The sequence below is a fragment of the Gardnerella sp. DNF00038 genome (assembly GCF_049262855.1).
GTDB lineage: Bacteria > Actinomycetota > Actinomycetes > Actinomycetales > Bifidobacteriaceae > Bifidobacterium > Bifidobacterium vaginale.
Genome location: NZ_CP058407.1, coordinates 148,842 through 175,593, shown reverse-complemented (window position 1 = coordinate 175,593; position 26,752 = coordinate 148,842). Strand labels below are relative to the sequence as shown.

Here is a 26,752-nt window from a genome sequence, read left to right as displayed (position 1 = left end):
CTACCAGGTTTACTCGCCTTTAGACGTGGACTTTTTTGCTGTGCTCTTTTTTGCAGCAGGCTTTTTAGCGGCCGTCTTCTTTGTTGCCGTCTTCTTTGCAGCAGTTCTCTTGCGCTTTACAGGCCCTGCCGCGCGCTTTTGCGCCAAAAGCTCAAACGCAACTTGCGGCTCAATCGACTCAGGCGTGTACTGCTTTGGAAGCGTGCGATTCGTAACGCCGTCTGTAATATAAGCTCCGTAGAAGCCGTCTTTAATTACCACTGGCTTGCCGCTTTCTGGATCTTCTCCAAGCTCCCTAAGCGGCGGTTTTGCGGCTCCACGAGTGCGTTTTGCATACTTCGGTTGAGCAAAAAGCTCCTTGGCTTCGTCTAAAGTCACACTAAAAATCGCGTCTTCGCTTGCAAGCGAACGATTGTCTGGCTTGGCATCCACAGCCGAATCGCCAGCATCCGCGCGCTCGTAAGTCTTAGTCAAATAAGGTCCGTATCGACCATTATTCGCCTCAATCTTCGCGCGCTTTACTTCGCCTTGCTCATCAACTTCTTCCACAATGCCAACCAATCGAGGCAAATTCAAAAGTCGCAAAGCATCTTGCAAAGTTATTGTTGCAGGGTCCATTGTTTTAAACAAAGACGCCATTTTTGGCTTAGCTTTAGCAGACTTTTTAGATTTTGCAGAAGACTTTGCGCCAGTTTTAGCAGAATCGTCGGCTGCTTGCGACCCATCCTCATCCGAGGCTTCAACAAGAGCAACGTACGCTCCAAAACGCCCGTTCCTAACTTCTACGCTGCCGCCAGTTTGCGGATCCGTACCCAAAACGCGCGGACCGTCGGAGTTGTTCTCAATCAAATCTCGCGCAACTTGCTCAGTCAACTCGTCTGGAGCCAAAGTACTTGGAATCGAAGCTCTGCGCGCATTGCCCTCTTCGTCTAGATTCTTCGTATCTTCCAAATACGGGCCGTATCTTCCTACGCGCACGTGCAATCCGCCGCCAATATCAATCGTGTTGATTTCTCGAGCGTCAATCTCGCCAAGCTGATCAACTTGTTTTTGCAAACCTTCATGCATTGCAAAGTCGCCAGCAACCGCCCCGTTATCTCCAAAGTAAAACTTGTAAAGCCAATCTTTACCAGCTTCCTCGCCATGTGCTATGCGGTCCAAACCATTTTCCATGTCCGCCGTAAACGCATAGTCAACGTAAGTTGGGAAATTAGATTCCAAAAGCTTAATAACAGCAAAAGCAAGCCAGCTTGGAATCAACGCGCGCCCACGCTCATACACGTATCCGCGGTCAATAATCGTGGAAATAATGCTAGCGTAAGTAGACGGCCTACCAATCTCCTTAGCTTCAAGCGTTTTAACTAAAGACGCTTCCGTGTAGCGAGCTGGCGGCTGAGTTTCATGACCATCCGCGCTAACTTGCAAAGCTTTAAGAACATCGCCATTAGCCATAGGAGGCAAAGCCTTAGACTGCTCGTCTTCGCTAAATCCGCCAAACACCTTCATAAATCCAGCAAACTCAATCACGGTTCCAGAAGCTTGGAAATTAGCAGTTCCAAAGCTGCCAGCCAAAGCGTCTAGCTTAACTGTAGCTGTAAAACCAGTAGCATCCGCCATTTGAGAAGCAAGAGTGCGCTGCCAAATAAGCGTATAAAGTTTAAGCTGATCGGCAGGGAGAACACCAGCCAAATCCGCAGGATTTCTAAACGTAGATCCAGCAGGACGAATACACTCGTGCGCTTCCTGAGCGCCTGCAGAAGTCGTAGCATACTGTTTTGGAGAATCCGCTAAATACTCGTCTCCGAAACTAGACTTAACGCAATCTCGCGCCGCAAAAATCGCCTCTTTAGAAAGTGTTACAGAATCAGTACGCATGTAGGTTATGTAACCGTTTTCGTACAAAGATTGAGCCGCGCGCATAGTTTGGCGAGAGCTCATCGACAAGCGGTTTCCAGCAGTCTGTTGAAGAGTAGAAGTTGTAAACGGAGGTAATGGGCGGCGGCGATACGGCTTAGTGTCCATTGAGCTCACAACAAAATCAGCCGCACCAAGACTCTGTGCAATCGCACAAGCATCTGCCTCATTCAAATAGTGCGCTAAAGCAGATTCGCCCTTAGTTTTTTGAAGCTCGCCAAGCGAATTAAAATCTTTAGAGGCAGCCAAACGCTCTCCATTTAGAGCCGTCATTCTCGCTTGGAAATCAACGCCATTTGCGCTCAAATCCGCACAAACATCCCAATAGCTCGCCTTTTTAAACGCCATTCGCTCGCGCTCGCGCTCAACAATCAAACGCGTTGCAACAGATTGCACTCGCCCAGCAGAAAGACCCGGTCCCACTTTACGCCACAAAACTGGCGAAAGCTCGTAGCCGTACAATCTATCCAACACGCGGCGTGTTTCTTGCGCATCAACCATATGGTCGTCAACGTTTCGCGTGTTAGCAAGCGAAGCTTGAATCGCATCTTTTGTAATCTCGTGAAACACCATGCGCTTTACTGGCACTTTTGGCTTAAGTGCTTGCACAAGATGCCACGCAATCGCTTCTCCTTCGCGGTCCTCATCAGTTGCGAGGAACAATTCGCCCGACTTTGCGAGCGCAGCCTTTAAATCCGAAACTGTTTTCTTTTTATCCGCGCCAACAACATAGTATGGCTCAAAACCATTGTTTACATCTACGCCAAACTTGCCAAATTCTGCCTTTTTAGCAGCTGGCACCTGACTTGGCTGTGCTAAATCACGAATGTGGCCAACGGATGCCATAACAGTGTATCCGTTTCCAAGATATCCGCCTATTTTACGCGCTTTAGTGGGAGACTCCACAATGACAAGCTTGTTCTGCTCTGTCATACGCTCTCCTTTCGTACAGATGCATTTTGTATGCATATTCCGCGCTTTTACTACTCAATCCACGCAAACTCTAACGCAATACGCGTTTCATATTCAACAAAATCAACAAAATCAAACTTTGCGAAATATCAGCATATACTCCTATATATACCACTTTACTTATTTTTTATTCAATTAGACGATAATCTTAACAATAAATCGTCCTCATCTTGACGTTTTGGAACTTCGCTTTTTGAAGGAGGAGTAGGCGGAGCACCAACTAATCCGAGCCTACTTAAAGGAGCTGCACTGGATTGTCTAAGAACCATCAAAACGCCGAAAGTCAAGCTACACACTCCTGCTACAGCCCAATATGCACAAGAGTGCGATACCCCTATAGCCCATTTTGCACCTAAATCTATTCCTGGCATAATCTGGTAAATCATGTACGAACAGTAAGTTAGGCAGATTATTCCCATTGTGATCATTGCGCTTCCAACGATTTGCACGCTTATAGATGATCTTCTTGAACCTGGCACGTCCATTCCAGATGATCTTGTAAAAATCAACACTGTTGACGTTACAGCACCAACTATGAGAACGGATATCATAACGTCTGCCGGCCTGTGCCATCTGCCTCCCAAAAGAGCTATGGCAAGCAGAAATGTGATTATTGCTGAGCCAAGTGCAACCCATGCTCTAAAAGCGCGACTTACAGCGCAAACAAGCAGCGCGCACGCAGCCGCCATTAGTAGCATGTGACCAGACGGAGCGGAATTTTTTGCAAGCGTTGCTACATTTACTAGGATCGGACGCGGAAGCACACGTTTTAGAGGCTCTGCAGCTAGAGATAAAACTAGTATTACAGCGCATTGCGCAATCAGCCACCAGCGTTTTCTTATGATTGATATTATTACTGCCGCAGCGCAAATCAAGGCAGATAAGACTATAACGAGTATGGAACTTCTAAGCGGAGTTAGTACAACAGACAGCCACGACGGAATGGCACTATATCCAAAAGTACTAATCACCATTTCTTCATACGACTGACCTATTGCGGTTCTAACGGCTAGAATCCACATGATTGATGCAAAAGATGCAAAAAGAACAGCACACAGCGCACACAAAGCTATTGTTGATATTCTAGGACGATTCATCAGCGGATCGAGCTTAGAAATATCTTGATTAGCCTCGCTGCTTTGAGAATTTTGACTATTTTTGATATTTTCACCAATGCCGCTAATTTGACTATTATCACTGTCGTCGCTGCCATCGCTAATCTTGCTGCCTTCAAATAGACTCATACCAAGCATTTTATCAAACAACACTCTGCACTACAGAGCACTTGCACTACAAAAATATAAGAAAACCCCCGCGCACCCACCAGAGGCCACTTACCCTTGCTGCATTCCTGCCCTGGGGGGATTGGGTGACGTAGTGCCACGCGGAGGCTCTACCTATATTACACGATTTTGGCTACAAGTCGAGCGCAAGTCGGAAGCTTCCGCACCATTAGGCGCATTGCTAGGCGCGCCACACGCTTTTACCATGCTCTTTTGCAGCCTCAACATCTGCATTAAGCTGCGACTCATCTGCCTCAACATCTCCAGCAATATAGCGCTCAACGAGTTCGCGCGCCTCGCTATCTTCATGCTGAACAGCTGGCGACTTCATAAAGTAGGAGCTAGGAGCCAAAATCGGGCCTGAAAGCTTGCGATCCAACGCAATCTTCGCTGCGCGCACAGCGTCTATAACAATACCTGCAGAATTAGGCGAATCCCACACTTCGAGCTTGTACTCTAAGCTAAGCGGAACATCGCCAAAAGTGGTGCCCTCTAAGCGCACAAACGCAAACTTGCGGTCGTCAAGCCAAGCAACATAATCCGAAGGACCAATGTGCACGTTGTGATCATCCATATTGTGCGGAACAATCGAAGTAACCGCGCGCGTCTTAGAAATCTTCTTCGACTCAAGCCTAGAGCGCTGCAACATGTTCATAAAGTCCATGTTTCCGCCAACATTCAGCTGGTAAGTGCGATCCAAACGCACTCCTCTATCTTCAAAAAGTCGCGCCATAACGCGATGCGTAATCGTAGCTCCAACCTGGCTTTTAATATCGTCGCCAATAATCGGAACGCCTGCATCGCGGAACTTTTGCGCCCAAACTGGGTCGGAAGCAATAAAAACAGGAAGGCAGTTTACAAACGCGCATCCAGCTTCCATAGCTGCAATCGCATAAGCCTTGTCTGCCTGCTCGGAGCCTACTGGCAAGTAAGACACAAGCACGTCTACATGCAAATCGCGCAAAACCGCGGCAACATCCACAGGTTCTTCTTCAGATTCGTCAATCATCTGCTTATAGTAGTCGCCCAAACCATCGTAAGTAGGTCCACGCTGCACTTTAACACCAAGATTAGGCACATCTGCAAAGCGAATCGTGTTGTTTTGCGAAGCATAAATCGCCTCGCTTAAATCATGACCCACTTTTAAAGCGTCAACATCAAAAGCTGCTACAAACTCAATATCTCGCACACGATATTGCCCAAAAACAGCATGCATTAATCCTGGAATTTTATCGCCATCATTGGCATTTTTGTAGTATTCAACGCCTTGAACCAACGACGAAGCACAATTGCCAACACCGGCAATGGCAACGCGGATACTCATATAAACTCCTTGCCCAAAAACAGCAGCATATAATCATGCTGCACTAACACACTTTTATAATACTAGCTTTTACAAATATTACACATGATATTACATATGATTAAAATTCCTCGCCAAGCGCTAACTTGGATTATATGGTTGCAAATAGTAATGGACAAAATTCGCACTCTTCTAATACAGGACGCACTGTAAGAAGCGCGACTTCTGCAGAGGAAAAACGACGCGCAAACGCCAGAACTGGAACAGCCAGACCAAGCGCAACAAGGCAGAGGCGTCAAAGAAGAAAACACAAAAGAATCCGCGACACGTGGCGAACAAAACATCCAATCCTATTTTGGGCATTAATCATAATTTTTACACCAATAATCCTTGGCACACTCGTATTTGCGGTTATGTATGTAAACACCGACATTCCGCAGCCAGATAAGATTGCGATGGCAGACAAAACCAAGGTGTACTACGCAGATGGAAAAACAGAAATCGGTAGTTTTGCGGAACAGAATCGAGAAATCATAAATTGTTCTGCGTTAAAACCATATGTTGGCAACGCGATAGTCGCAAGCGAAAACAGATCGTTCTACAAAGACGGTGGAATTGATTTTAAAGGAATTGGACGCGCAATAATTCACAACATAACTTCTAAAGGACGCTGGGGCGGGTCCACAATCACACAACAGTATGCAGAACGCTACTATCTTGGTGAAACAAAAACATATTTAGGCAAGCTTCACGAGGCGATTCTAGCGCTAAAAATCGCGCAAACACAAGATAAAAACACTGTGTTATGTAACTATATGAACACTATTTATCTTGGTCGCGGAGCGTATGGAATCCAAGCTGCAGCAAAAGCGTATTTTGGTGTAGAAGCAAAGGATCTTACACTATCTCAAGCAGCATTATTGGCTGGAATTATTCCTGCTCCTAGCAGCTGGGATCCTGCAATTATGCCTAAAGAAGCGAATATGCGATTCAAGCGCGTTCTTAGGATTATGCGTGAAGACAAGTACATTACTGACGCAGAATATAAAAGCGCTAAAATGCCACAAACCATTAATCAGACTAAGCAAAACGTTTATTCAGGACCTCAAGGTTATTTGCTTCACATGGTTCGCAGCGAGCTTACTCAAAGCGGAGCTTTTACAAAGGAAGACCTTGATACTGGCGGATACCGTATTGTTACAACAATCGATAAAGCTAAGCAGGATTTAATGTTTAGTGTGGCAAGCCCTGCTATGGGTGGCCGCGGAATCGCTCCAGCTGGGTTGCAAGTAGGTGGAATGAGTGTAAATCCTAAAGACGGGTCAATCATATCCGTTTATGCTGGCGATGACTATCTTTCTAAACCGCTTAATAATGCCACTCAAGCCCTTTACGAGCCTGGAAGTACCATGAAGCCATTCGCTTTAATCGGTGCTATTCAGGCTGGAACAAGTCTTAATACACTGTTTAATGGAAATTCTAACCTAAAGTTTGAAGGCATAGATAAGCCTGTTAACAACTATGCAAACACTAATTGGGGAACAATCAACCTTTATAAAGCAACAGCAAACTCCGTGAACACGCCGTTTATGTCTTTGCAGCAAAAGCTTGGGCGTAGGGCTGTGGCTCATACTGCTGTTACGGCTGGCTTGGATCCTAAGAGGATTAATGGCGAAAATCCGTTCACAGTGTTGGGTAACGACCCTGTGCATGTGAGCGAAATTGCGAGAGCATATTCTACGATAGCAAATCAGGGGCGCAGGCCAGATATTCATATTGTTGCTAGCGTTAAGAATCCAGATGGAAAAGAATTTTATAGGGCTCCAACATCTGGACGACAAGTGTTTTCTCCAGCAGACATGGCTCTTACCACTAAAGCTCTGCAAGGCGTTGTTCAATATGGTACTTCTACGGAAGCTAGGGGTGTTGGCAAACCTATAGCCGGAAAGTCTGGTACCGCAAACGATGAGACTGCATGCAGCTTTGTTGGTTTTACTCCTAGTGTTGTAACAGTGTTTGCTATATGGTATCCGAATGCGCAGGGAAATCCTCAGCCTGTTCCAACTTTCCGCGGTTATCCAGGCGGTGTTGGGTATTCTGCGCACTTGTTTACAAAGTATATGCGTCACGCGCTCACTGGAATGCCTACCGAGAAATTCCCAGAAGCTAAGGATAACGGCAAAATTGGTGGCGAAGATGGCAAGTGGGGACTTGGCGGCAATAGGCGTACTTCGGAATACGACTACTCGGATAGAGCTTCTGACGATAAAGAGCCTTATAAGGAAAATAAGGATAAAGTAGATAGGACAGAAAATAAGCCTTCAGATTCTGCAGGCGCGGCTGCTGGCGACTCTTCTCGTGCGTCCGAAGGATCTTATGGATCTGGGCTTGGTTCGGGAGAGTCTGGTCAATCTGGTCAGTCTGAACGCAATTCGTCTGGAGCATCTAGCTCGGCAGGATCGCCATATGGATACTCTGGATCAGAGACTCAAGAAGGCGCTGCTGGCGGCGATTAATCTATATTTCCCCGAGTTTGTACGTGAATCGGGTCGAATTTGGTACAAAAAGCGTCGATTGGTTCGCGCGTTACAAGATTACGTAGGTTGCGCCAAGTAGGTAGAGATTCGAGATTTTTCGCACTGAATGAGATGAACCTCAGCATGAAATGGTGATTCATCGAATGAAGAAGAAAAATCGAGAATCTCGGTGATTAAGATATACGCAAAAGTTTTAGATATTCAGAAGGTTTGATGTATTTCTATACGAGCAATAAAAGAGGAGCGTAGCGACGGGACTTGCGAGGAGAGAAATACTCAAACCTCGCGCAACAGCAAGCAAAGAAATACCGTTCGCGCGCTCTAAGCGCTCACGTATTCGCTACTGCGCAATTCGAGCAATAATGTAGCGCTCAAGCGTTTGAGGCGTAACATCTTCGTATCCATGTATATCAGCGAATTGCGGTCCGTTACTTACGTCTAGATTCGAGTACGCTGTTTGTGCAAGAGTCGTCGCCCCCGAAGCTGCAGCCGACTTTAACCCTGCAAACGAATCCTCAATAGCGATGCAATACTTCATGTTTTGCGCACTAATACCAAGCAGTTTCCCTGCTGCTAAATATGGCTCGGAGCTTGGCTTTGTAGCATATCCATCGTCTCCGCAAATGTATCCTGCAAACGCACCTTTTGGCGCATGGTTCACAATGTTTTCAACAAGTCGCCTTGGTGAATTGCTCACTAGAATCGAAGGGATTCCTGCATCCGCTAATTTTTGCAAAAGATTCAGAACGTCTGGTACCCATGGAACCTCTATCTGCTCTTTTTGCGCTACATAGTCCACCATCGCGTTGCCGATTTCTTCAACGCCCATTTTTGTTCCGCGAGCAATCATGGCTTCAGCAACATCTTTTAAAGATCCACCAGAATACTGCCAAGCTAATTCTTCGTTCCATTCGCCACCATGTTCTTTTGCGATTTGGATTTCAGCATCATGCCAATACGGTTCCGAATCAATTAACGTGCCGTCCATATCCCAAAAGACTGCGGAAAGCTTGTGATTTGTGGTGTTTTGCGCTGCTGTTGTGTTTATTGCCATCAATACCCTTTGTTTTGTCGCTTTACGTATGCGATATTTATCAATATTTATATTTTATATTTACATTTTATATTTAAACATTTGATTAGTATTTAATAATATCTAAACTAATGTTAGACTGCTACATTGCTATATTCTGAATGCTCGCCACAAAACAACAGACTTATCGTCGTTTAAATCATCATAATCACAATTGTTGTATTGAGCATCGTTTTGCGAGTGAGAATGTTTATTATACGATGATGGCAATGCTCGCTGTTGAACACGAATGTCGCGTCGCCAATCCTTTGCGCTTTGTGACCTTTGAACTTCTACAATATTCCCATCTACAGTCGCAGTAAAAATATTTCGTTCAGCGCAATTGGCTTCTTCAATCAAGTGTCTTACTTGTCTTTTAAGCTGGCGATTTTCTTCTTGCAAAGCCAAAATACGCATTATTCCAGCAAGATTTACTCCATCTTCTTGGCTTAGTTTTTGTGTTTGCACAAGCCTATCTATGTCTCTAAGAGAGTATCTTCTAGCTCCACCTTCTGTACGCTGTGGCATAATCAAGCGCAGCCTGTCGTACTGTCTTAGTGTTTGTGGATGAGTGTCGGTTAGGTTGGCTACGTGGCTTACTGTAAAAATCGGCATGTCGATTTTAAAGCCGACTTCATCTGCGCCGTCAAGAGTTGCGCTTCCACGCACTAACGCCACTGCACACATTTCGTACAATGCTTTAGTTTGGCGCTCCAACCTAACCATGACTTTTCCTTTCTACACGCACACACTAAGCGATTTGTTGCTATGCGCGCAAATCGTGCACTTCTTGCTCATATGATTCTCCGCATGCCTTGTTGAATTCTTTTGCAGCACGCTTTATCATCATGCCCGATCGCTTTGGTATTTGTATTTGTACGATTCCTACAAAGGCTCCATTTTTACCTGGCACGCCTTCGCCTTCTACACGTACTTCGCTACCGCTAGATGTTCCAGCTGGCACTTTAAACACTACTGGCTTACCATCTAGGTTTTTAAGCGTGACTTTTGCTCCGCGAACAGCCTCATCTAGTGTAAGCGGAAGATTTGCCACTAAATCACAGCCGCGTAGAGAAAAATTATCGGTTTTTTCTACCTGCACCTGTAAGTACATATCTCCAGCTTCTCCACCAAACTTCCCTGGCTTACCCTTGGACTTTAAGCGGATTTTTTGCCCATCTTTTACTCCTGCTGGAATATGAGTTTTGAACGACTCTCCGCCAGATCGCAGCGAAACCGTAGCACCTTTGAACGCTTGTTTAAATGTTAGTTTGATTGAAGTTGTAATGTCTTCACCGCGTTCAGGCGAATTTTGTGGAGCAGATTGACCATACTGACCATATTGACCATATTCTGCACCGCCATTAAAGCCACTTCCTCCAAATCCTTGCGAAGATTGCGCTCCTGCACCTCCCGTGAACATGGAGAATATGTTTCCCATGTCTGGTCCAGCTCCGCTTGTGGAGAATCGCACGCGAGACCCATTTGAGCCTCCGAACATCGATGAGAATATATCACTGAATCCACTTGCGTCGAATCCGCCTGCTCCAGAGCCTCCAGCGAATCTTGCGCCGCCCGCTCCGAATTGGCGTATCGCATCGTAACGCTGACGTGTTTGCTTATCTTTCAACACGTCATACGCTTCGGACACGTCTTTGAATTTTTCTTCCGCTTCTTTTGTTTTGTTTAAATCAGGATGATATTTTCTAGCTAGTTTTCTGTATGCTTTTGTGATTGTGTCTTCGTCGGCATCTTTGGAGACACCGAGCACTTTGTAGAAATCTTTGGCTAACCATTCATTTTCAGCCATTTGTGCCTCCTTCTTATGTTTCGAGCACATTGGCATAACATTTATATATAAACCTTAAATACAAACCTACTCGTGTTGGTTTTGCGTTTTTAAACAGTGTTTTAAACGTTTTAAACCAGCACGAGTAAGTTTTTATGGGATTCTTCGCTAGTCGGTAACTGCGTTTTATTGCGTTACATACAAACCATACGAATGTTTCACAGCGTGTTTCACGAGCTTGCTGGCGATGCAACAACTACTCTAGCTGCGCGAATCACTCGATCTCCGATCCTGTATCCTGCTTCTACAACAACATCTACTGTGTCTTTTGTAGCATCTGGATCTGGCTTATGCAGAATCGCATCGTGCTTAGTCGGGTCAAATTCTTCGCCCTTTTCGCCGAACTTTTCAACGCCGAATTTCTCAAATGCTTTGTCTAACTTTGCAGCAACGGCTTTAAATGAATCGTCCATATCGCTATGTTCACGAATACGATCAATATCATCTAAAGCAGGTAGCAAAGCTGTTAAAACATCGATAATTCCATGTTGACGGAATCGATCTTGCTCTTTAGAAGCACGGTTGCGGAAGTTTATGAACTCTGCTCGCTCGCGTTGCAACGCTTCCAAATACTCCGCCGCCTCTTTTTTGGCTTTGCCAAGCGGTGTTAAAGAATCTTCTTCTTCGTTGCTTTGCGTGTCTGAAGAATCATTATTTTCTTGAGACTTACTAGCGTTGGCTTTATCGTCGGTTGCTGGCGACTTTTCCGCATCGGCACTTGCATTAGCATCCACATCTTGTGTTGACGTATCTTGCGTCGCCGCATGCTTTGACTCATGAGCAGCTGCGTCTTGTGCTTCGTTTTGTGATGCATCCACATGCTCACTAGACGAGGCTGCACTAGCAGAATCAGCTGGATTTGACGATTCTTCCAAATCGCCAGCATCCGAAGGCACATCTTCCAATCCGCTCAAGTAGTCGTTGGCGTTAAACTCGGACATTACTTGTTGTCCTTATCGTCCTTGTCGTCGTCCACCACTTCGGCGTCAACCACGTCGTCATCCTTTGCAGAAGATCCAGCGCCAGCATTTGCATCAGATGCAGCACCAGCAGCGCCAGCCTGTGCACCAGACGCACCCTGCTGAGCGTAAAGCTGCTGACCAATCTTTTGAGCAGAAGTCATAAGCTCGCTCTGAGCAGACTTAATCTTCTCAATATCATCGCCCTTCAAAGCTTCCTTCAAAGCATTAACCTTTTCGGTAACTTCCTTGGAGATTTCGTCAGAAAGCTTATCCTTATTATCGTTTACTAGCTTTTCAGTCTGGTAAGCGAAGGATTCTGCCTGGTTGCGAGTATCAGCTTCCTCCTTGCGCTTCTTATCTTCAGCTTCGTGAGCTTCAGCTTCCTTAACCATGCGGTCAATCTCGTCCTTTGGCAAACCAGAACCGCCAGTAATCGTCATGGACTGTTCCTTGCCAGTGCCCTTATCCTTAGCGGAAACGTGCACAATGCCATTAGCATCAATGTCGAAAGTAACTTCGATTTGTGGAACGCCACGAGGAGCTGGAGCAATACCAGTCAACTCAAAAGTACCAAGAGGCTTGTTATCGCGAGCAAACTCACGTTCACCCTGATAAACCTGAATCAACACGGATGGCTGATTGTCTTCTGCAGTAGAGAACACTTCAGAGCGCTTAGTTGGAATTGCGGTATTACGCTCAATAAGCTTCGTCATAATTCCACCCTTGGTTTCAATGCCCAAGGAAAGTGGAGTTACATCAATAAGCAGAACGTCTTTGCGGTCTCCCTTAATAACGCCCGATTGCACGGCTGCACCAACAGCCACAACCTCATCTGGGTTCACGGACTGATTCGCTTCCTTACCGCCCGTAAGCTCCTTTACAAGCTCCTTGACGGCTGGCATACGAGTTGAACCACCAACAAGCACCACGTGATCAATCTGGCTTACGGAGATGCCAGCATCGGAAAGCACGTTGTTAAATGGCGTACGGCAGCGACCGAGCAAGTCGGAAGTCATCTCCTCAAAGTGAGCGCGAGTCAAAGTCTCATCCAAATGCACTGGAGTTCCGTCTTGAGTCATTGCCAAGTACTGCATAGAAATTGAAGCAGAAGTAGAAGAGCTAAGCTCCTTCTTTGCCTGCTCAGCAGCTTCCTTCAAGCGCTGCAAAGCAATCTTATCCTTGCTCAAATCAACGCCGTACTTGTTCTTAACTTCGCCAACAAGCCAGTCGATAATCTTCTGATCCCAGTCATCGCCACCCAAGTGGTTATCGCCATTAGTTGCCTGCACCTGGATTGTAGAGAAGCCGTCGTCATCCTTACCAATCTCAAGAAGCGACACATCGAAAGTACCGCCACCCAAATCGAATACCAAAATGCGCTCGTCTTCCTTGCCTTTTTCGAGGCCGTAAGCCAAAGCTGCAGCAGTTGGTTCGTTAATAATACGCAGCACGTTCAAGCCTGCAATCTTACCTGCATCCTTAGTTGCCTGACGCTGTGCATCGTTGAAGTAAGCTGGGCATGTAATAACAGCATCGGTTACTGGCTCACCAAGGTAGGCTTCAGCATCGCGCTTCAACTTCATTAAAACCTGTGCGGAAATCTCTTGTGGAGTCCACTTCTTGCCATCAATCTCAACAGACCAATCCGTACCCATATGGCGCTTTACAGAGCTAATCGTGCGATCAACGTTTGTAACTGCCTGACGCTTAGCGACTTCACCAACCAAGATTTCGCCCGACTTGCTGAATGCCACCACGGATGGTGTTGTACGCGCACCTTCTGCGTTAACAATAACTGTTGGACTGCCGCCTTCAAGCGTTGCAATGCAGGAGTTCGTTGTTCCTAAATCAATACCTACTGCGCGTCCCATAATATCTCCTAGCTATCTTTATCTATGTACCTTTAATCTATGTACTCAAATTCTTGGCAGCCAGCCTTGCGACTAACCGCTTTTTCTTTTTACAAAACTTGAGTCTAACACACTCAAGTTATTAAAGTCAAATATTTTGGTGCGCGTTTCGCAAAAACTTAATACTACTCCACTCAACTTTTGCATTACGCAAAGTTCACGCAAACCTAAAATGTCGAAGCGAGTTATCAATGGCGTTATATCGCGCCAAAACCCCAATAAGCGGCTTTCCTATACCAGTTATAATCTTGATTGCTTCCGTTGCCATCATTGCGCCAACAATAGCTGCAGTTGCGCCTAATACAGCCGATTTTGGCACTTTTTCTTTAGGTGGAGGGCAAGCATACAAGTCACGCAAAGTAGGTCCTTTTCCTGGCACAAAAACGCTTACTTGACCTTCATAATAAAGAACTGAGCCATAAACTTCTGGCGTGCCAGCATTCCAAGCAGCATCCGCAATCAAAAAGCGCGTAGCAAAATTATCACAACCATCAATTATTAAGTCGTGATTTTCTACAAGTTGTTTTGCGTTGTCTTCATTAAATCTATTTACAAGGTTGATTTTTAAACCTGGAGATAATGCCTGCAAGCGCTTAGCTGCAAGTTGCGCTTTCGACTTGCCACACTGATCAACAGTGTATAAAGTCTGCCTTTGCAAATTAGAAAGCTCTACAACATCGTCGTCACAAATCGTGATTTCACCAACTCCTGCAGCAGCAAGCGAAAGCAAGCACGGCGAACCAAGTCCACCTGCCCCAACCATGCAGATTTTCGCATCGCGAAGTAACTGCTGATGTTCATGCGTAAAGCCTGGCAGGAGCAAGTGGCGGCAAGTGCGTTCCGCCTCAAGCTCCTGCAGGTTGTCATAAATCTTATTAATCGTCATACTGAATATGCTGAATCAATTACAGTACAAAATTTACAGAATTTACAGTACTGCGTCAGCCCAAGCGCGACCTTCAACAGGCGAAGAAGCGAGCGCATGCTCACGCTTAGGAATACGGCCAGCATCGTGAGCAAGCTTGCCTGCAGTAACAGCAGCAGCCATTGCACGACCCATCTTTACAGGATCTGGGCAGCGAGTTACAGCGCTTGCAAGAAGCACGCCCGAGCAACCGATTTCGAAAGCTTTCACAACATCGGAAGCAGTGCCAACGCCAGCATCCAAAATCACAGGAATGCCAGCTTCTTTGCTTTCTTGAACAATCAGCTCAATGTTTCGAGGATTCAAAATACCAAGTCCAGTTCCGATTGGAGCACCCCCTGGCATAACAGCCTTCACGCCAAGCGACACAAGGCGACGAGCCACAATCGGGTCGTCATTCGTGTAGCAGAGCACGCTAAATCCTTCTTCAACTAGCTTTTCTGCAGCAAGCAAGACTTCGCGAGTATCTGGGAGCAAAGTATCGTCGTCTGCAATCACTTCGAGCTTAATCCAATCAGTTCCAAGTGATTCACGAGCCATTTTTGCTGTAAGAACAGCATCATGTGCAGTTTTGCAACCAGCAGTATTTGGCAAAACGTTAATATTATGACGCTGCAACATACCGTAAATATCAACGCCAGTTTTTGCGTGACGGCGTAAAGCAACAGTTGCTACTTCCGCACCTGAAGCCACAAGTGACTTTTCCATAATGTCAATGCTTGTCATTCCACCCGTTCCAAGCAAAAGCCTTGAATGTAAGGTTTTACCACAAAGCTGCCAAGTATCGACATTTTCTTCATTATTTTCTGTATTATTTTCTGACATTTTAAGCCTTTAAGCCTTTTATATAAATTTTTTGAAATTACACTCAAATTATTTAGCGTCATCCGCCTATTGGGAATCAGCCACCCTGCACAGCGCTAAGAATTTCGATTCTGTCTCCGTCGCAAATCACGGTTGATTCCCATTGGGCGCGCTTAAGCACATCGTCGCCAATGGCAACCGCAATGCCAAAACCAGAGTCAGATCCGTAGAGTTGTGCAACAAGTTGGGCAATAGTCAAGTTATCCTTCACTTGAGTGGTTTCACCATTGACGACGATTTGCATAATTCAACCTTTATTAGCGTCTATTAAAACTTGCGTCACTAGAAACGAGTGTCACTAGGAACTTTCATCACTAAAAACTTTAGTAACTAGAAACGAGCAGGATTGCAGCTTTCCAAGAAGCCCTTTTCCTTCTCAGTCAACTCTTGCTCAAGCACAAGCTTTGTAGTCAAAGACGAACCCAAAGCTGTGAGCAAAATGCCATGACGGAAGTAACCTGTGGAAATCGTGGTGTGCGTCTTAGGATCAATACCAATGAATGGCAAATCATCTGGAGTGCCAGGGCGACCACCAGCAGTAACCTCAGTAATCGAGCATTCCTGAATGCCAGGAAGTACGCTTGCGGCATCGCGAAGCAAATCGAGCACGCCGCCAACCTTTGGAATATCGCGGTCATCTTCGCGAGAAGTAGCGCCGAGCACAAGCTCACCTGTTTCCTTAGCGCGAGGCACCAAATACACTGGGCGGTCATGCACAAATCCACGAACCACAGAGCTCAAAATTGGGCGCAAAGGCTCTGGAATAGTCATACGAATCATATCGCCCCACACAGCGCGAAGCTTAAGCTGAGGAAGCATTTCCTTAGCACCCAAACCAGATGCCAAAACCGTGTCTGGACCCAAATCGTCTGGAGTGCTTGCGCGACGCTCAATAACAACACCACGCTTTTCAAGTGCATCAATCATTGCTGCAGTAAACTGACGAGGATTAATTTGATGATCATCCGGAACGCTTACAGCGCCTGCAATCGTCGGCGAAAGCGCAGGCTCAATTTCACGAAGCTTACTCACAGAAATATGCTCAGCTCTACGTCCGTAACGATGCTGCAAGTTTAGCAACTCGTTCACGTGCTCGTTATCTGCAGCATCACCGCCAATTACGTAAGATCCGCACTCTAAGTAGCCAGTTGGCTTATCGGTGTATTTTGCAACCGAATCAACCAATTCCTTATACATAGTTGCAGACTCAAACATGAGCGGATACAAAGCATCCTGCTGATATTGCATTTCTGCGGTAGGAGCTAACATGCCGGCAGCATGATGAGAAGCGCCAGAGACTGGATCTGGATCAATTATGCTAACTTTTACGCCAGCTTCCGTAAGTCTCCATGCTGTTGCTAAACCAATGATACCTGCACCAATAATACGAATATTTCGCATAATACTCCTTCCCTACGGCGGCATTACCCGCATCAGGTTTACGGTCGGCTTTCGCCCTCTCAGCCTGTATAGAACAAGCTCCCGTGTTTCGTCTATTTTGGTTAATTTTAGACCTTTTAGACTGTTTTTTAGATTATTTTTTAGACTATTTTCTCTTTTTGACTTTTGCAATCACAACTACTGGCGATTATTCGCGATAGTGCAATCCTGCAAACGTCCCCATACGGGTGATTTGCAATTTTGATTTGCATAAGTCACAGTTAGGGATTTTAACACTTTTGTGGAAAATTACTAAATTCACTGGTATGTTCTTCGAAATGTTCTTCGAAATGTTACTTGTCGTTTTCTTCTTTACAACACCAAACAAAATGTGGAAAAGAAGAAAACAATTAATGGCTTGAAGAGATTATCTCCAAGCCATTAATCTACACTACGTTGCAGCAGCATCACACACTGCTACAGATTAAACTAACGAGCCGAATGCTTCCTACGCTTAGACGCAGCACCAACCACTCCGAGCCCAGCAAACACCGCAGCCAAAGCAGCAAACACCGAGGAACTAGCGCCAGTATTAACACCACTCACGTCACCACGCTTGAAATTCATTCCAGCAGAGTTACGCGCTGCGAGCATTCCCGCACGCAAAGCTGCACGCGCAGCACGCAAACGAGCCAACGCCGAATCAACCTGCCCCTGAGTAGCATTCGCGTCCGCCAACACTAAACGAGCATAATCCAAAGCCGCATTAAACTCACTGACCAAGTTAGAATCAGCCACTACGCCACTAGCATTAGCCGAAACATCACCAAGAGCTTGATCAACCTCAGCCTGCAAAGCACCCTTATCAACAACATTATTAACACTAGTAGTATTCGAATCATTAACACCAACACCAGTATTGTCACCAACACCACTGCCACTATTAATAAGCCTGTTATAAGCATCAATCAACTTTTGCTTAGCATCACGAAGCCTACGAAGAGCCCGATTAACCTGATCCTGAGTAGCATTAGGATCCTTAAGCACACTATTCGCATCATTCAACGCCTGCTGATACTCCGCCAAATCAGCAGCCTTACCAATAATGAACGGAATCGACTTACGGAAATCAGGATCATTGCCAGCCTCAGTGTTCAAATCAGACTTATCGGTCTTATGAGAATCAGTAAGCTTCTGCTTAGCATCCTGGAGCTTCTTCAAAGCCTCATCAACCTCAGCCTGAGTTGCATTCTTATCACCGAGAACCTTGTTGGCTTCATCAAGCGCCTGCTTGTAAGCCTCAGCCTCTGAGCTTCCTGCAGCATTCTGATACTCAGGAGACTTAGTAAAGTCAGAATCCTTACCAGCCTCAACAGTCAGATCAGTCTTATCAGTCTTATAACCATCCGAAAGCTTCTGCTTAGCATCCTGAAGCTTCTTCAAAGCCTCGTCAACCTGAGCCTGAGTTGCATCCTTATCACCAAGAACCTTATTCGCATCCTCAAGAGCCTTCTTGTAGTCCTCAAGAGCTTGCTTAGACGCGTCATCACCCTTAGCTTGAGCATTCTGATACTCAGGTGTCTTAGTAAAGTCAGAATCCTTACCAGCTTCAGTGTTCAAATCAGACTTATTAGTCTTGTAGCCGTCAGTAATCTTGTTCTTGGCATCCTGAAGATCCTTCAAAGCAGCGTCAAGTTCCTGCTGAGTTGGAGCCTTATCCATGCCTTCTGGAAGCTTGGTCTTTGGCTTGCCAGTAGTGCGGTCAAAGGCATCGAGGAGCTTCTTGGCAGCCTTGAGCTTTTCTGTGTAGGCATCTAGTGCCTTCTTAGCAGCGTCATCACCCTTATCAGTAGCGTTCTTGAACTCAGGAGTGTTCTCGAACACGTCGGTGCTTGTATCGTCATCGCCATCCTTAGACTTGTCTACCTCATCTTGAAGGTCTTTAGGACTGGTCTTGTAGTTAGCAAGAATCTTGTCCTTGATTTCCTTCAGCGTCTGAAGAGCCTCGTCAACTTCCTTTTGAGATGGGAGCTGATCCTTTGGAACGTCAACTTCTTGACCATCCTTCGTAACCTTGCCATCATTCTTGTCGATGAGATCCTTAGCCTTTGCCAAAGCTTTCTCATACGCTACAAGGTCATCAGGCTTATTTGTGTCATCACCCTTTGCCTTGAGGTTTGCAAACTCGGTTGATTCTTCAAACTTTGGAGTACGCGCAGTGCCATCTTCGTTTTTATCATCAACTTCATTTTGGAGCTTATCAACTTTGGTCTTGAAGTTGTCGTCAATGTCTTTCTTTGCTTTCTTCAAAGCTGCAAGCGCTTCATCAACCTGCTTCTGTGTTGGACGATCTTCTGGCTTAGCGTTTGGATCAGGATTCTTGACCTTTTCAATGAGGTCATTCGCATCCTTCAGCTTGTCGGTGTATTCCTTGAGCTTCTTGGTGGCAGAGTTAGCATCCGTTGTAGCAGCATCCTCCGTCTTTGCCTTTTCAAGTGCGTTCTTGTACGTTACCGACGCCTCAAACGGAGGAGTTACAGGCTTGCCGTCTTGATCTTTATCTCCTAACTCACGTTCAAGCTTAATTGCATCAGTCTTGTACTCCTTAGCAATCTTCTCTTGAGCGTCTTGGAGCTGTTTAAGCAGAGCGTTTACTTCTTTTTGGGTTGCCTTTTGCTTCCAATCATTATCATTGAGCTTAGCGGCAACTTTCTTGAGAACATTGTCAAAGCCTGTGTCTTTTCCATCTTCACCTAAGGCTTGTGTGGCACCTTGGTCACCAGCACCCTTCTTAGCAACAGCATTTTGATACTCAGGAGTCTTCTTGAAGTCGCCACCTGCAAAGTCTTTAGCAGAAGTCAACGGCTCAAGATTGGTCTTGTAATTATCAGTAATTTGCTTCTTAGCTGCAGTAAGAGCATCGAGTGCATCGTTAATCTGCTGCTGTGTTGGGCGTTCACTGTTCTTCTTGTCTTGATCTGCTGCAGCCTTTACAAGATCACGAGCCTTCTTGAGGGCTTCCTGATAGGCAGCAACGTCAGCATTTGTCTGCCCATCGCTTGTCTTAGCTTTAGCATTCTTGAACTCTGGCGTATTCTCGAAGTCATTTTCAGTAACACCAGGAGCACCCTCCGCAGTAGACTTATTAATTTCTTTCTCAAGTTCAGTAGTAACAGTCTTATACTTCTCAACCTCAGTACGAGCATCGTCAAGAGCCTTAAGTGCATCGTTGATGTCTTTTTGAGTTGGCTTTGCGTCTTGCGGCGTATCTTTCTCGTCATGCTTCTTCAAAAGCTCCTGAGCTTTTGTCAAAGCTTCATCATACGCCTTCTTGGCTGCAGTAGCCTGATCATTCTTATCCGTATCAGGAACAAGCTTGCCGCCCTCTTCCTTCATGAAGTGAGGATCAGACGCGTTGCGATATGCATCAGAAGTTTGTGTACCTTCTGTAGGTGCAGCGCCATCTGTAGAGCCGTGCTTGCCAACACTATCCTTGAGCTTGGCGGTGTCAGTCTTGTACGTGTCAAGCGCTTTACGCTTCTCGTTCAAGGTATTAAGTGCATCATTGACTTGCTTCTGCGTTGCAGCAGGATTCTTGAGCAATTCCTTTGCCACGTTAAGAGCTTCGCCATACTCATCTACAGCCTTCTGGGCTGCATCATTCTTAGTCTTATCAGCAGTTGTTCCATCATCATTCTTGAAATCAGGATGCGAAGCATTCTTATACGCAGGCGTCTTCTGAGTATTGTCATGCTCGTTAACAGACTTAAGCAAATCGTCGGTCTTGGTTGCAAACTTGTTCAAATCTGCAATAGCATCGTTCATTTCCTTAAGGATTGAGGTAATATCCCTATCCAGAGGCTCGCCTTGTGCATGTGCCTGAATATTATCCAAGTATGTACTATCTTCAGGGTTGCCGTCCTTATCAGGAGTATTTGTATCAGGAATCTCCTTACCATTTGCTTTATCCTTAGGCATCTGTTTATTAAGCGCCTGGTTTAGCTTCTCTACAGCTTTTTCATACGCTTCCTTAGCCTTCTTAGCAGCCTCTACCTGGGCTTTTTCTTCTTCACTAGGATTCTGCTTATCGGCAAGTTCCTTTACATTCGCATACGCTGGGCTGTTTTGTATTGCAAGGTCATTAAACACAGCCGCAGAAAGCCTGCTGGTATTAGTTGCATACTTGTCGATAACTTTACGCGCTTCTTCAAGAGCTTTCTTGGCTTCATCAATCTGGTTTTGACCTGGAGCAGTTCCACCATTCTTAGCTTTTTCTAGATCTTCCTTAAGCGCCTTAGCTTTTTGATAAGCATCGTTGTAATCTTTGAATGCTTTCTTTGCGTCTTCGTCGCCAGCTTGCGCCTTATCGAAAGCGTTAAAGTATGCAGGCATCAGGTAACCGCTAAAGTTATCCGCAAGAACTTTCGTAAGTTCATTAGCGTCAGTTGCATAATCTTTATGAAGTGCATCTTCAGCCTTAGTTAATGCATCTTTAGCATCATCAACTTCTTTTTGAGTTGCCTTATCGTTCTTAAGAACCTCACGTGCCTTAGTTAACGCATTGTTATAGTTGTCAACGGCAGTTTTAGCAGCTTGTTTCTCTTGATCGTTTGCGCCATTAGTCTGCTTGTTAAGCGCATTCTTATAGAAGGTACTCTGCTTGCTTGCGTCATCCTTATCAGGATTATCAAAGGTGAGCTTTTCAGCAGTTATAAGCTTTGACTTATCGGTAGCTTTAGCATCAAGCGCCTTCTTAGCTTTTTCGAGAGCTGCAATTGCCTCGTTCACTTCCTTTTGAGAAGCGTTTGGATCTGCTGAAAGATCCTTTGCCTTCTTTACAGCAGCATCGTATGCTTTGCGCTCTTCATCAGTTGCATTTTGATAGGCTGGGTCAGCGGTCTTAAGCTTCTCTGCAGGATCAGTCTTCTTTGCATCGCCCGTATTCACCTTGCCGTGCTGAGCGATGGCATTATTCAACTCATCCTTGTTAGTGGTAAATTCGTTAAGCTTCTTGCGAGCTTCGTCCAGCTTCGCCTTCGCATCGTCAACAGCCTTTTGTGTGGCGTTCTTGTCGTCCTTTACCTTATTGGCTTCAGCAAGCGCTTCATCGTAAGCTGTCTTGGCTTTCTTAGCTGCCTCATTTCTTTCGGTGTCATCAGAACCGTCGGCCTTCTTGAAGTCAGGCTCAGTAACATTCTTATACTTGTCACTAGCCTTTGTGCCAGTTGTAGCTTGTTGACCTTCAGCAGGCGTACCATCTTCTGTTATCGACTTATCCAGTTCGTCTTTCTTGGTAGCGTCACCATCAAGAGCTTTGCGAGCTTTATCCAGCTTAATGGTTGCATTATCAACCTCAGCTTTAAGCTGTTCAGTTAACTGATCATCTGGTGTAGTTCCAACTTTTTCAAGCGTTTGCTTAGCAACCTTCAATGCATCTTCGTAGTCTTTCTTCACTGCATCAGACGCGTTGTAGTACTTCGAGTCAGTCGGAACATCCGTATTATCAACCTTAGTGGTCTTATGCTCACCAATCGACGTCTTCAAATCGGCAGTCTTATGATTCGTCTGCGGCACAAAGATAACGTTAATTGCCTTTGCCGTATTGCCTGGGTGACGATCTTTCTCCATATAAACATGCTTATAGTACGTCATTGCATACGGCTCAACAAACAGACGTGCCTTGAAAATCTTGTCCTTTTTGCCAGCTACCGTTACAGAACCAGCTTCTGGATCCCATGAATACGAACCAGCTATTGATAAATTATCACCGAGGTTTACGTCAGAATTAGAAACTTTCTGATTCCCAGACCAATAAGCGCCACCCATATTGCCAAGCGTGAGTTCAGTTGTTGGCTCGCCATCTTTATTAAGCGCATAGTTCATGTGCGACTTGCGCGCGTTATTCCCTGTACCTTCATAGGAAAGCTGCTCGCCGCCAGTAAGGTCGCGCAAACCAGAACTACTATCCTTTGGTTTAGCCTTCAGCAAGCCAAGAATCTTTGTTGTATCAAACTCTTGCGCTTTAGTTGGATCGTAACGGTAGATGATAGTGGTCTTCTGATCATTACTCCAAGAAATACCTTCGTCGGTATCGCGACCATCAATCTTAGTCTTGTCCCACGAAACGGTGTAATCTGTACGAATATTTGGAAGCTTTGTAAGCTTGCTCTCTTTTACATTAGACGTAAACTCAGCAACTGACTTGTCAGTCTTGATTTTAACGGTAATCTTGTTTTCCGCCTGACCATTAGAGATTCCCTTATTAGAGTCACCAGATGCAGTAAGATCGCCCTTAAGATACTCAAGTGTAATCTGATCTTTGCTGGTAAGACCAAGCTCTTTATTGTCTTTATTAGCTTCGTAAATAGCTGTTTTAATTCGGTCAAGCTCGGCATTGGAGTAGCCAAGTGGGTTAGCCACAAAGACTGCTTTGTCGTTTTCAGGAACGACAACATCCTTTTCTGCAATCTTCTTCAACACAAGGTCGCGCAGAGCAATCTTAGGAGCGTCCGCAGCATCCACGTCAGCAAAGTTGATAGTGACTTCACCCTGGTCGTTAATGGTCACCTGATCTTGGCTTACGTGATTAAGGTGCGCAAGCTTGCGTTTAATTTCGGTTTTTACATCATCGGAAACCTTGGACAGGTCGTCCACAATCGGCTTTTCGATACGCGTATCGTAGCGTGCAACGGTAAGTGGTAAATCATCAGAGGTATAACCTGTGTCTGTTATGAGATGAGTTTTAAGGGTTTGTACCGTAGTTATATACGTTTTTTCAGCAGCACCCTCTTTCGATGTTGTTCTATTAAAGCGAGTAACCTCAGTTGGATTGTATGCGCGCTGATCGTTAATAATTACCTTGTTTTCAGCGGTATCTGGCGTCTGAACGAATGCGCCATTTTCTCCAGTGCGACCACCAACGCCGTTAGATCTACTTGCAGCATCAATTTGTGCACGAATTGATTTTTTACCAGTAGCTTCGGTAGGAGAATCTAAGGCAGCCTTAAGCTTATCTTGAATTTGCTGTGCAGTAAGCTCTTCGTTATACTTCAAAACAATTGAGCCAGCTGTTTTAGGCGGAACAAGTGTTGCTGCACGCACAATATTTGTTTTATACAGTACAGATTCTTTACCATCTTTGGTGCCGTACACATAAATACAGCGGTTTGCAGTGTATTTTTCTGCAGCCATGTTTGCTTCGCTATAAAGCTTAGTCATGGTAAGCTTAGCTGAGCCATCTGTATTTACTATAAATTCGTACTTACCAGAATATGGCTTGTGCTCGTTTTCATTAGCAGAATAATATTCAAGGAACTTTCTACTTTTAGCATTATCAACAGTATTACCATCAGATGGGAAAATTGCTACTTTGGTAATGGTGCTGCCGTCAGAAGGTTTTGCAAAATTAAATGTTACTTCTTGGTTTTGCCCTTTTTCAATATACACATTGTCAGAAGATCCCCATGCATACATGTTAGGGAGCGTGTCTTTTGTTTCTTTTGAAAGTGTTATCTCACTGTTAACTTTTGGAGCTGGTGCAGGATTAGCTTCGCGATCTGTACCAACAACAGGTTCGCCCTGCTTCTGATTTTCATCCTTAGCATCATTAGTAGCCTCAGGTTGCTTATTCTCAACCGTTGCACGCCTTGTACGCTTCTTTACAACATTTTCCGCAGGAGTGCTAGTTTCCTCAGTGGTGCTACTGTCTGCATTAGTCTTATCAGTAGCAGAAGTGCTATTTGTAACCTTATTATCTACAGCCGCAGCCCTCTCAACCTTCGACCCAGACTCAGTCTTAGTAGCGTCAGCCTTACCTTCGGTTTTTACTACAGTCTGCTCAGTTGGTTTAGTCTGCTCAGGCTGCTCCTTCTTAGATTCTTCCTTCTTATTAGTCTCGGTCGCAGTCTTCTTAGAAGCCTCAGCACCCTCAGCCTTCTTCTTATTAGCAATTACACTCTGTTCTTTTGCAGGATCATTCGTATTAACAGGCGCAGAAGCAGGAGTCTCCGCCGCCATTGCAGGAGTTGCGCCAAAAGCAATCGCAGCGCCAGCAATTACGCCAGCAGCACCAGCCGAAAGAGCAGCCACTTTGCGCATATCAACAGCCTTTGCAGACTTATCTTTTGCAGAACCAAATGTCTTGTTGGCGTGTTTAGCAGATTTTGTAGTCATGTTCTCCTCTTTCCGTGAGATTAATTAAATTTACTTGATATTGCTTTGCGCACCGACCGTGACTCTCAAAGCCCTATAGTTTTTAACAATAGTTTTACAAAGTCTTATAGCGTACATCTATAATGATGTAACCATCCTTTGAGAAGTCATTATAACATTTAATAAAAAATTTTGAAGACAACTAACAAATGTTTATAGCTTTTGGGGAGAGATACCCCCCCCCCCCCAAGCCTTTTATTTTAAGGGTTTTTGCGAAATATTTTTTTAGAAAACGCTTGCGATTTCAACACGCCAAACACCGTTTTTAGCTCACTCATCTAAACATTTGTATATGATACAAATCACATTTTTAGACCCTCTGCAGTGCGCTTTTCTCTTTTATCCCGCGTTTGTTCCCATATTTGGCGTTTCGATAAACAAATTCAGGAATACCCCTCGCGAGTGTAGAAACACCCAGCCCTCCTACAACACCAAACAAGGAATATCGCTCGCGCGGATTAGCTGCGCTCACGTCTTCGCCGCACGTAAAGTCCACTGGACTTTACGTTTGAGCGGCTCAGCGCTCCGAATTGCCTTTTCGCGCTACGCTCTAAGCGAAAAGGCAGGTCGTCGCGCAAGCAAGGTAGAGATTCGAGATTTTTCGCCCTGAATGAGATGAACCTCAGCATCTTTGATGGTGATTCATCGAATGAAGAAGAAAAATCGAGAATCTCTGTGATTAAGCAATACGCAATTGTTCCAGATATTCAGAAGGTTTGATGTATTTCTATACGAGCAATAAAAGAGGAGCGTAGCGACGGGACTTGCAAGGAGAGAAATACTCAAACCTCGCACAACAGTAAATAGGAAAATCACTTGCGCGGTCTAAGCACGAAGGCAGTCGTCGTTAGCGAGGTCTAAGCGCGCTAACGTCTTCGCTTGCGTTGAAAGCACACTGTGCTTTCAACCTTAAGCAAGCTCAGCGCTCCGAATTAAAATCTCCTCAAGTGCGCGCTTAACCGAGTCAGGCAGCGTGCACTTCCATTGCGCCCACTTAGCAACCTCTGGGTGCTGCGGCGCATGTGCGTTAGTCAAGTCAACGCTTTGCTGATGGCGCTCAAACTCGCTCTCGCTAGTGTACTCAAGCGCGCAAAGCTCACTTATAGCACTCGCACTGCCACCAGCTTGGCGAATCGCGTCAAAAGCAATCTCCTTGCCGCGGTATGGCACTTGCGCTTTAAGAAGCAACCTGTAGCAATCGCCAATCTTAGGGTCTTGCGCAATTTGCAAACCGCCGTCAACAATTATGCGCACGCAATCGCCAACAGGCACGTTGCGCACAGAAACAGTAAGACTTAAGTCGCCCTCTTCGCCTTCATATGAAACTTCTACAGCCTTAGATTCAAGCTGATTTTCCCCAACAAAAACGCGAACGCGCGAAAAGTCCGGGCGAGCCACGCCTCTAAACACCACGCTCCAATCGCGCTCAGAAGGCAGCGAAGCAACAGCATTATCGCAACCCTTTGCAGAGTTGATCACAAATTGTGTAGACGCGTTGCTGTCACCATCGCAGGAGTCGCGCCAAATCAACTCCATGCGTGTATCGGCAGTTTTCCCAGCGCACGCGTCT

The 26,752-nt window shown here is 45.5% G+C and carries 14 protein-coding genes and 1 other RNA gene; 1 reads left to right on the top strand and 14 read right to left on the bottom strand.

Annotated elements, in window-relative coordinates; translation table 11 throughout:
- Positions 1-9 precede the first annotated feature (9 nt).
- The 4 genes from topA to HXT19_RS00650 form a co-directional block, all read right to left on the bottom strand.
- Entirely contained in the window at positions 10-2,847 is a 2,838-nt protein-coding gene (gene topA, locus HXT19_RS00665) for a type I DNA topoisomerase (RefSeq protein WP_174160339.1), read from the bottom strand.
- Between the two features lie 170 nt (positions 2,848-3,017).
- A complete protein-coding gene (locus HXT19_RS00660; RefSeq protein ID WP_116437973.1) occupies positions 3,018-4,139 on the bottom strand; it encodes a PAP2 family protein in 1,122 nt (373 codons plus the stop codon).
- 47 nt (positions 4,140-4,186) lie between these two features.
- An RNA gene (ffs, locus tag HXT19_RS00655) (signal recognition particle sRNA small type) lies at positions 4,187-4,283 on the bottom strand.
- Between the two features lie 67 nt (positions 4,284-4,350).
- Positions 4,351-5,493 (bottom strand): inositol-3-phosphate synthase, encoded by a 1,143-nt coding sequence (locus HXT19_RS00650; protein ID WP_048731013.1) that lies wholly within the window; start codon positions 5,491-5,493, stop codon positions 4,351-4,353.
- 134 nt (positions 5,494-5,627) lie between these two features.
- Here HXT19_RS00650 and HXT19_RS00645 point away from each other — a divergent pair, with 134 nt between their 5' ends.
- A complete protein-coding gene (locus HXT19_RS00645) occupies positions 5,628-7,988 on the top strand; it encodes a transglycosylase domain-containing protein (protein ID WP_101888025.1) in 2,361 nt (786 codons plus the stop codon).
- A 361-nt stretch (positions 7,989-8,349) separates the two neighbouring features.
- Here the strand turns inward: HXT19_RS00645 and HXT19_RS00640 are convergent, their stop codons facing one another.
- The 10 genes from HXT19_RS00640 to HXT19_RS00595 form a co-directional block, all read right to left on the bottom strand.
- A complete protein-coding gene (locus HXT19_RS00640) occupies positions 8,350-9,063 on the bottom strand; it encodes an HAD family hydrolase (protein ID WP_004112821.1) in 714 nt (237 codons plus the stop codon).
- A 129-nt stretch (positions 9,064-9,192) separates the two neighbouring features.
- On the bottom strand, positions 9,193-9,807 hold the full coding sequence (locus HXT19_RS00635; RefSeq protein WP_004112824.1) for a heat shock protein transcriptional repressor HspR: 615 nt from the start codon (positions 9,805-9,807) through the stop codon (positions 9,193-9,195).
- Between the two features lie 40 nt (positions 9,808-9,847).
- Positions 9,848-10,891 (bottom strand): DnaJ C-terminal domain-containing protein, encoded by a 1,044-nt coding sequence (locus HXT19_RS00630; protein WP_004113822.1) that lies wholly within the window; start codon positions 10,889-10,891, stop codon positions 9,848-9,850.
- Between the two features lie 209 nt (positions 10,892-11,100).
- Positions 11,101-11,871 carry a nucleotide exchange factor GrpE gene (grpE, locus tag HXT19_RS00625; protein WP_101888026.1) on the bottom strand — a complete coding sequence of 257 codons (771 nt, stop codon included), beginning with the start codon at positions 11,869-11,871 and terminating at the stop codon, positions 11,101-11,103.
- Entirely contained in the window at positions 11,871-13,763 is a 1,893-nt protein-coding gene (dnaK, locus tag HXT19_RS00620; protein WP_101888027.1) for a molecular chaperone DnaK, read from the bottom strand. Before dnaK ends, grpE begins: the two co-directional genes overlap by 1 nt.
- 196 nt (positions 13,764-13,959) lie before the next feature.
- Positions 13,960-14,688 carry a HesA/MoeB/ThiF family protein gene (locus HXT19_RS00615; protein ID WP_004112833.1) on the bottom strand — a complete coding sequence of 243 codons (729 nt, stop codon included), beginning with the start codon at positions 14,686-14,688 and terminating at the stop codon, positions 13,960-13,962.
- A 42-nt stretch (positions 14,689-14,730) separates the two neighbouring features.
- Entirely contained in the window at positions 14,731-15,552 is an 822-nt protein-coding gene (locus HXT19_RS00610; RefSeq protein WP_422119704.1) for a thiazole synthase, read from the bottom strand.
- Positions 15,553-15,628: 76 nt separating this feature from the next.
- The gene (gene thiS / locus HXT19_RS00605; protein WP_004113804.1) at positions 15,629-15,835 is read right to left on the bottom strand and encodes a sulfur carrier protein ThiS; all 207 of its coding nucleotides are present in this window, start codon (positions 15,833-15,835) and stop codon (positions 15,629-15,631) included.
- 86 nt (positions 15,836-15,921) lie between these two features.
- Entirely contained in the window at positions 15,922-16,992 is a 1,071-nt protein-coding gene (gene thiO / locus HXT19_RS00600) for a glycine oxidase ThiO (protein WP_004118154.1), read from the bottom strand.
- Between the two features lie 468 nt (positions 16,993-17,460).
- The gene (locus HXT19_RS00595) at positions 17,461-25,143 is read right to left on the bottom strand and encodes an FIVAR domain-containing protein (protein WP_101888029.1); all 7,683 of its coding nucleotides are present in this window, start codon (positions 25,141-25,143) and stop codon (positions 17,461-17,463) included.
- Positions 25,144-26,752: the final 1,609 nt, after the last annotated feature.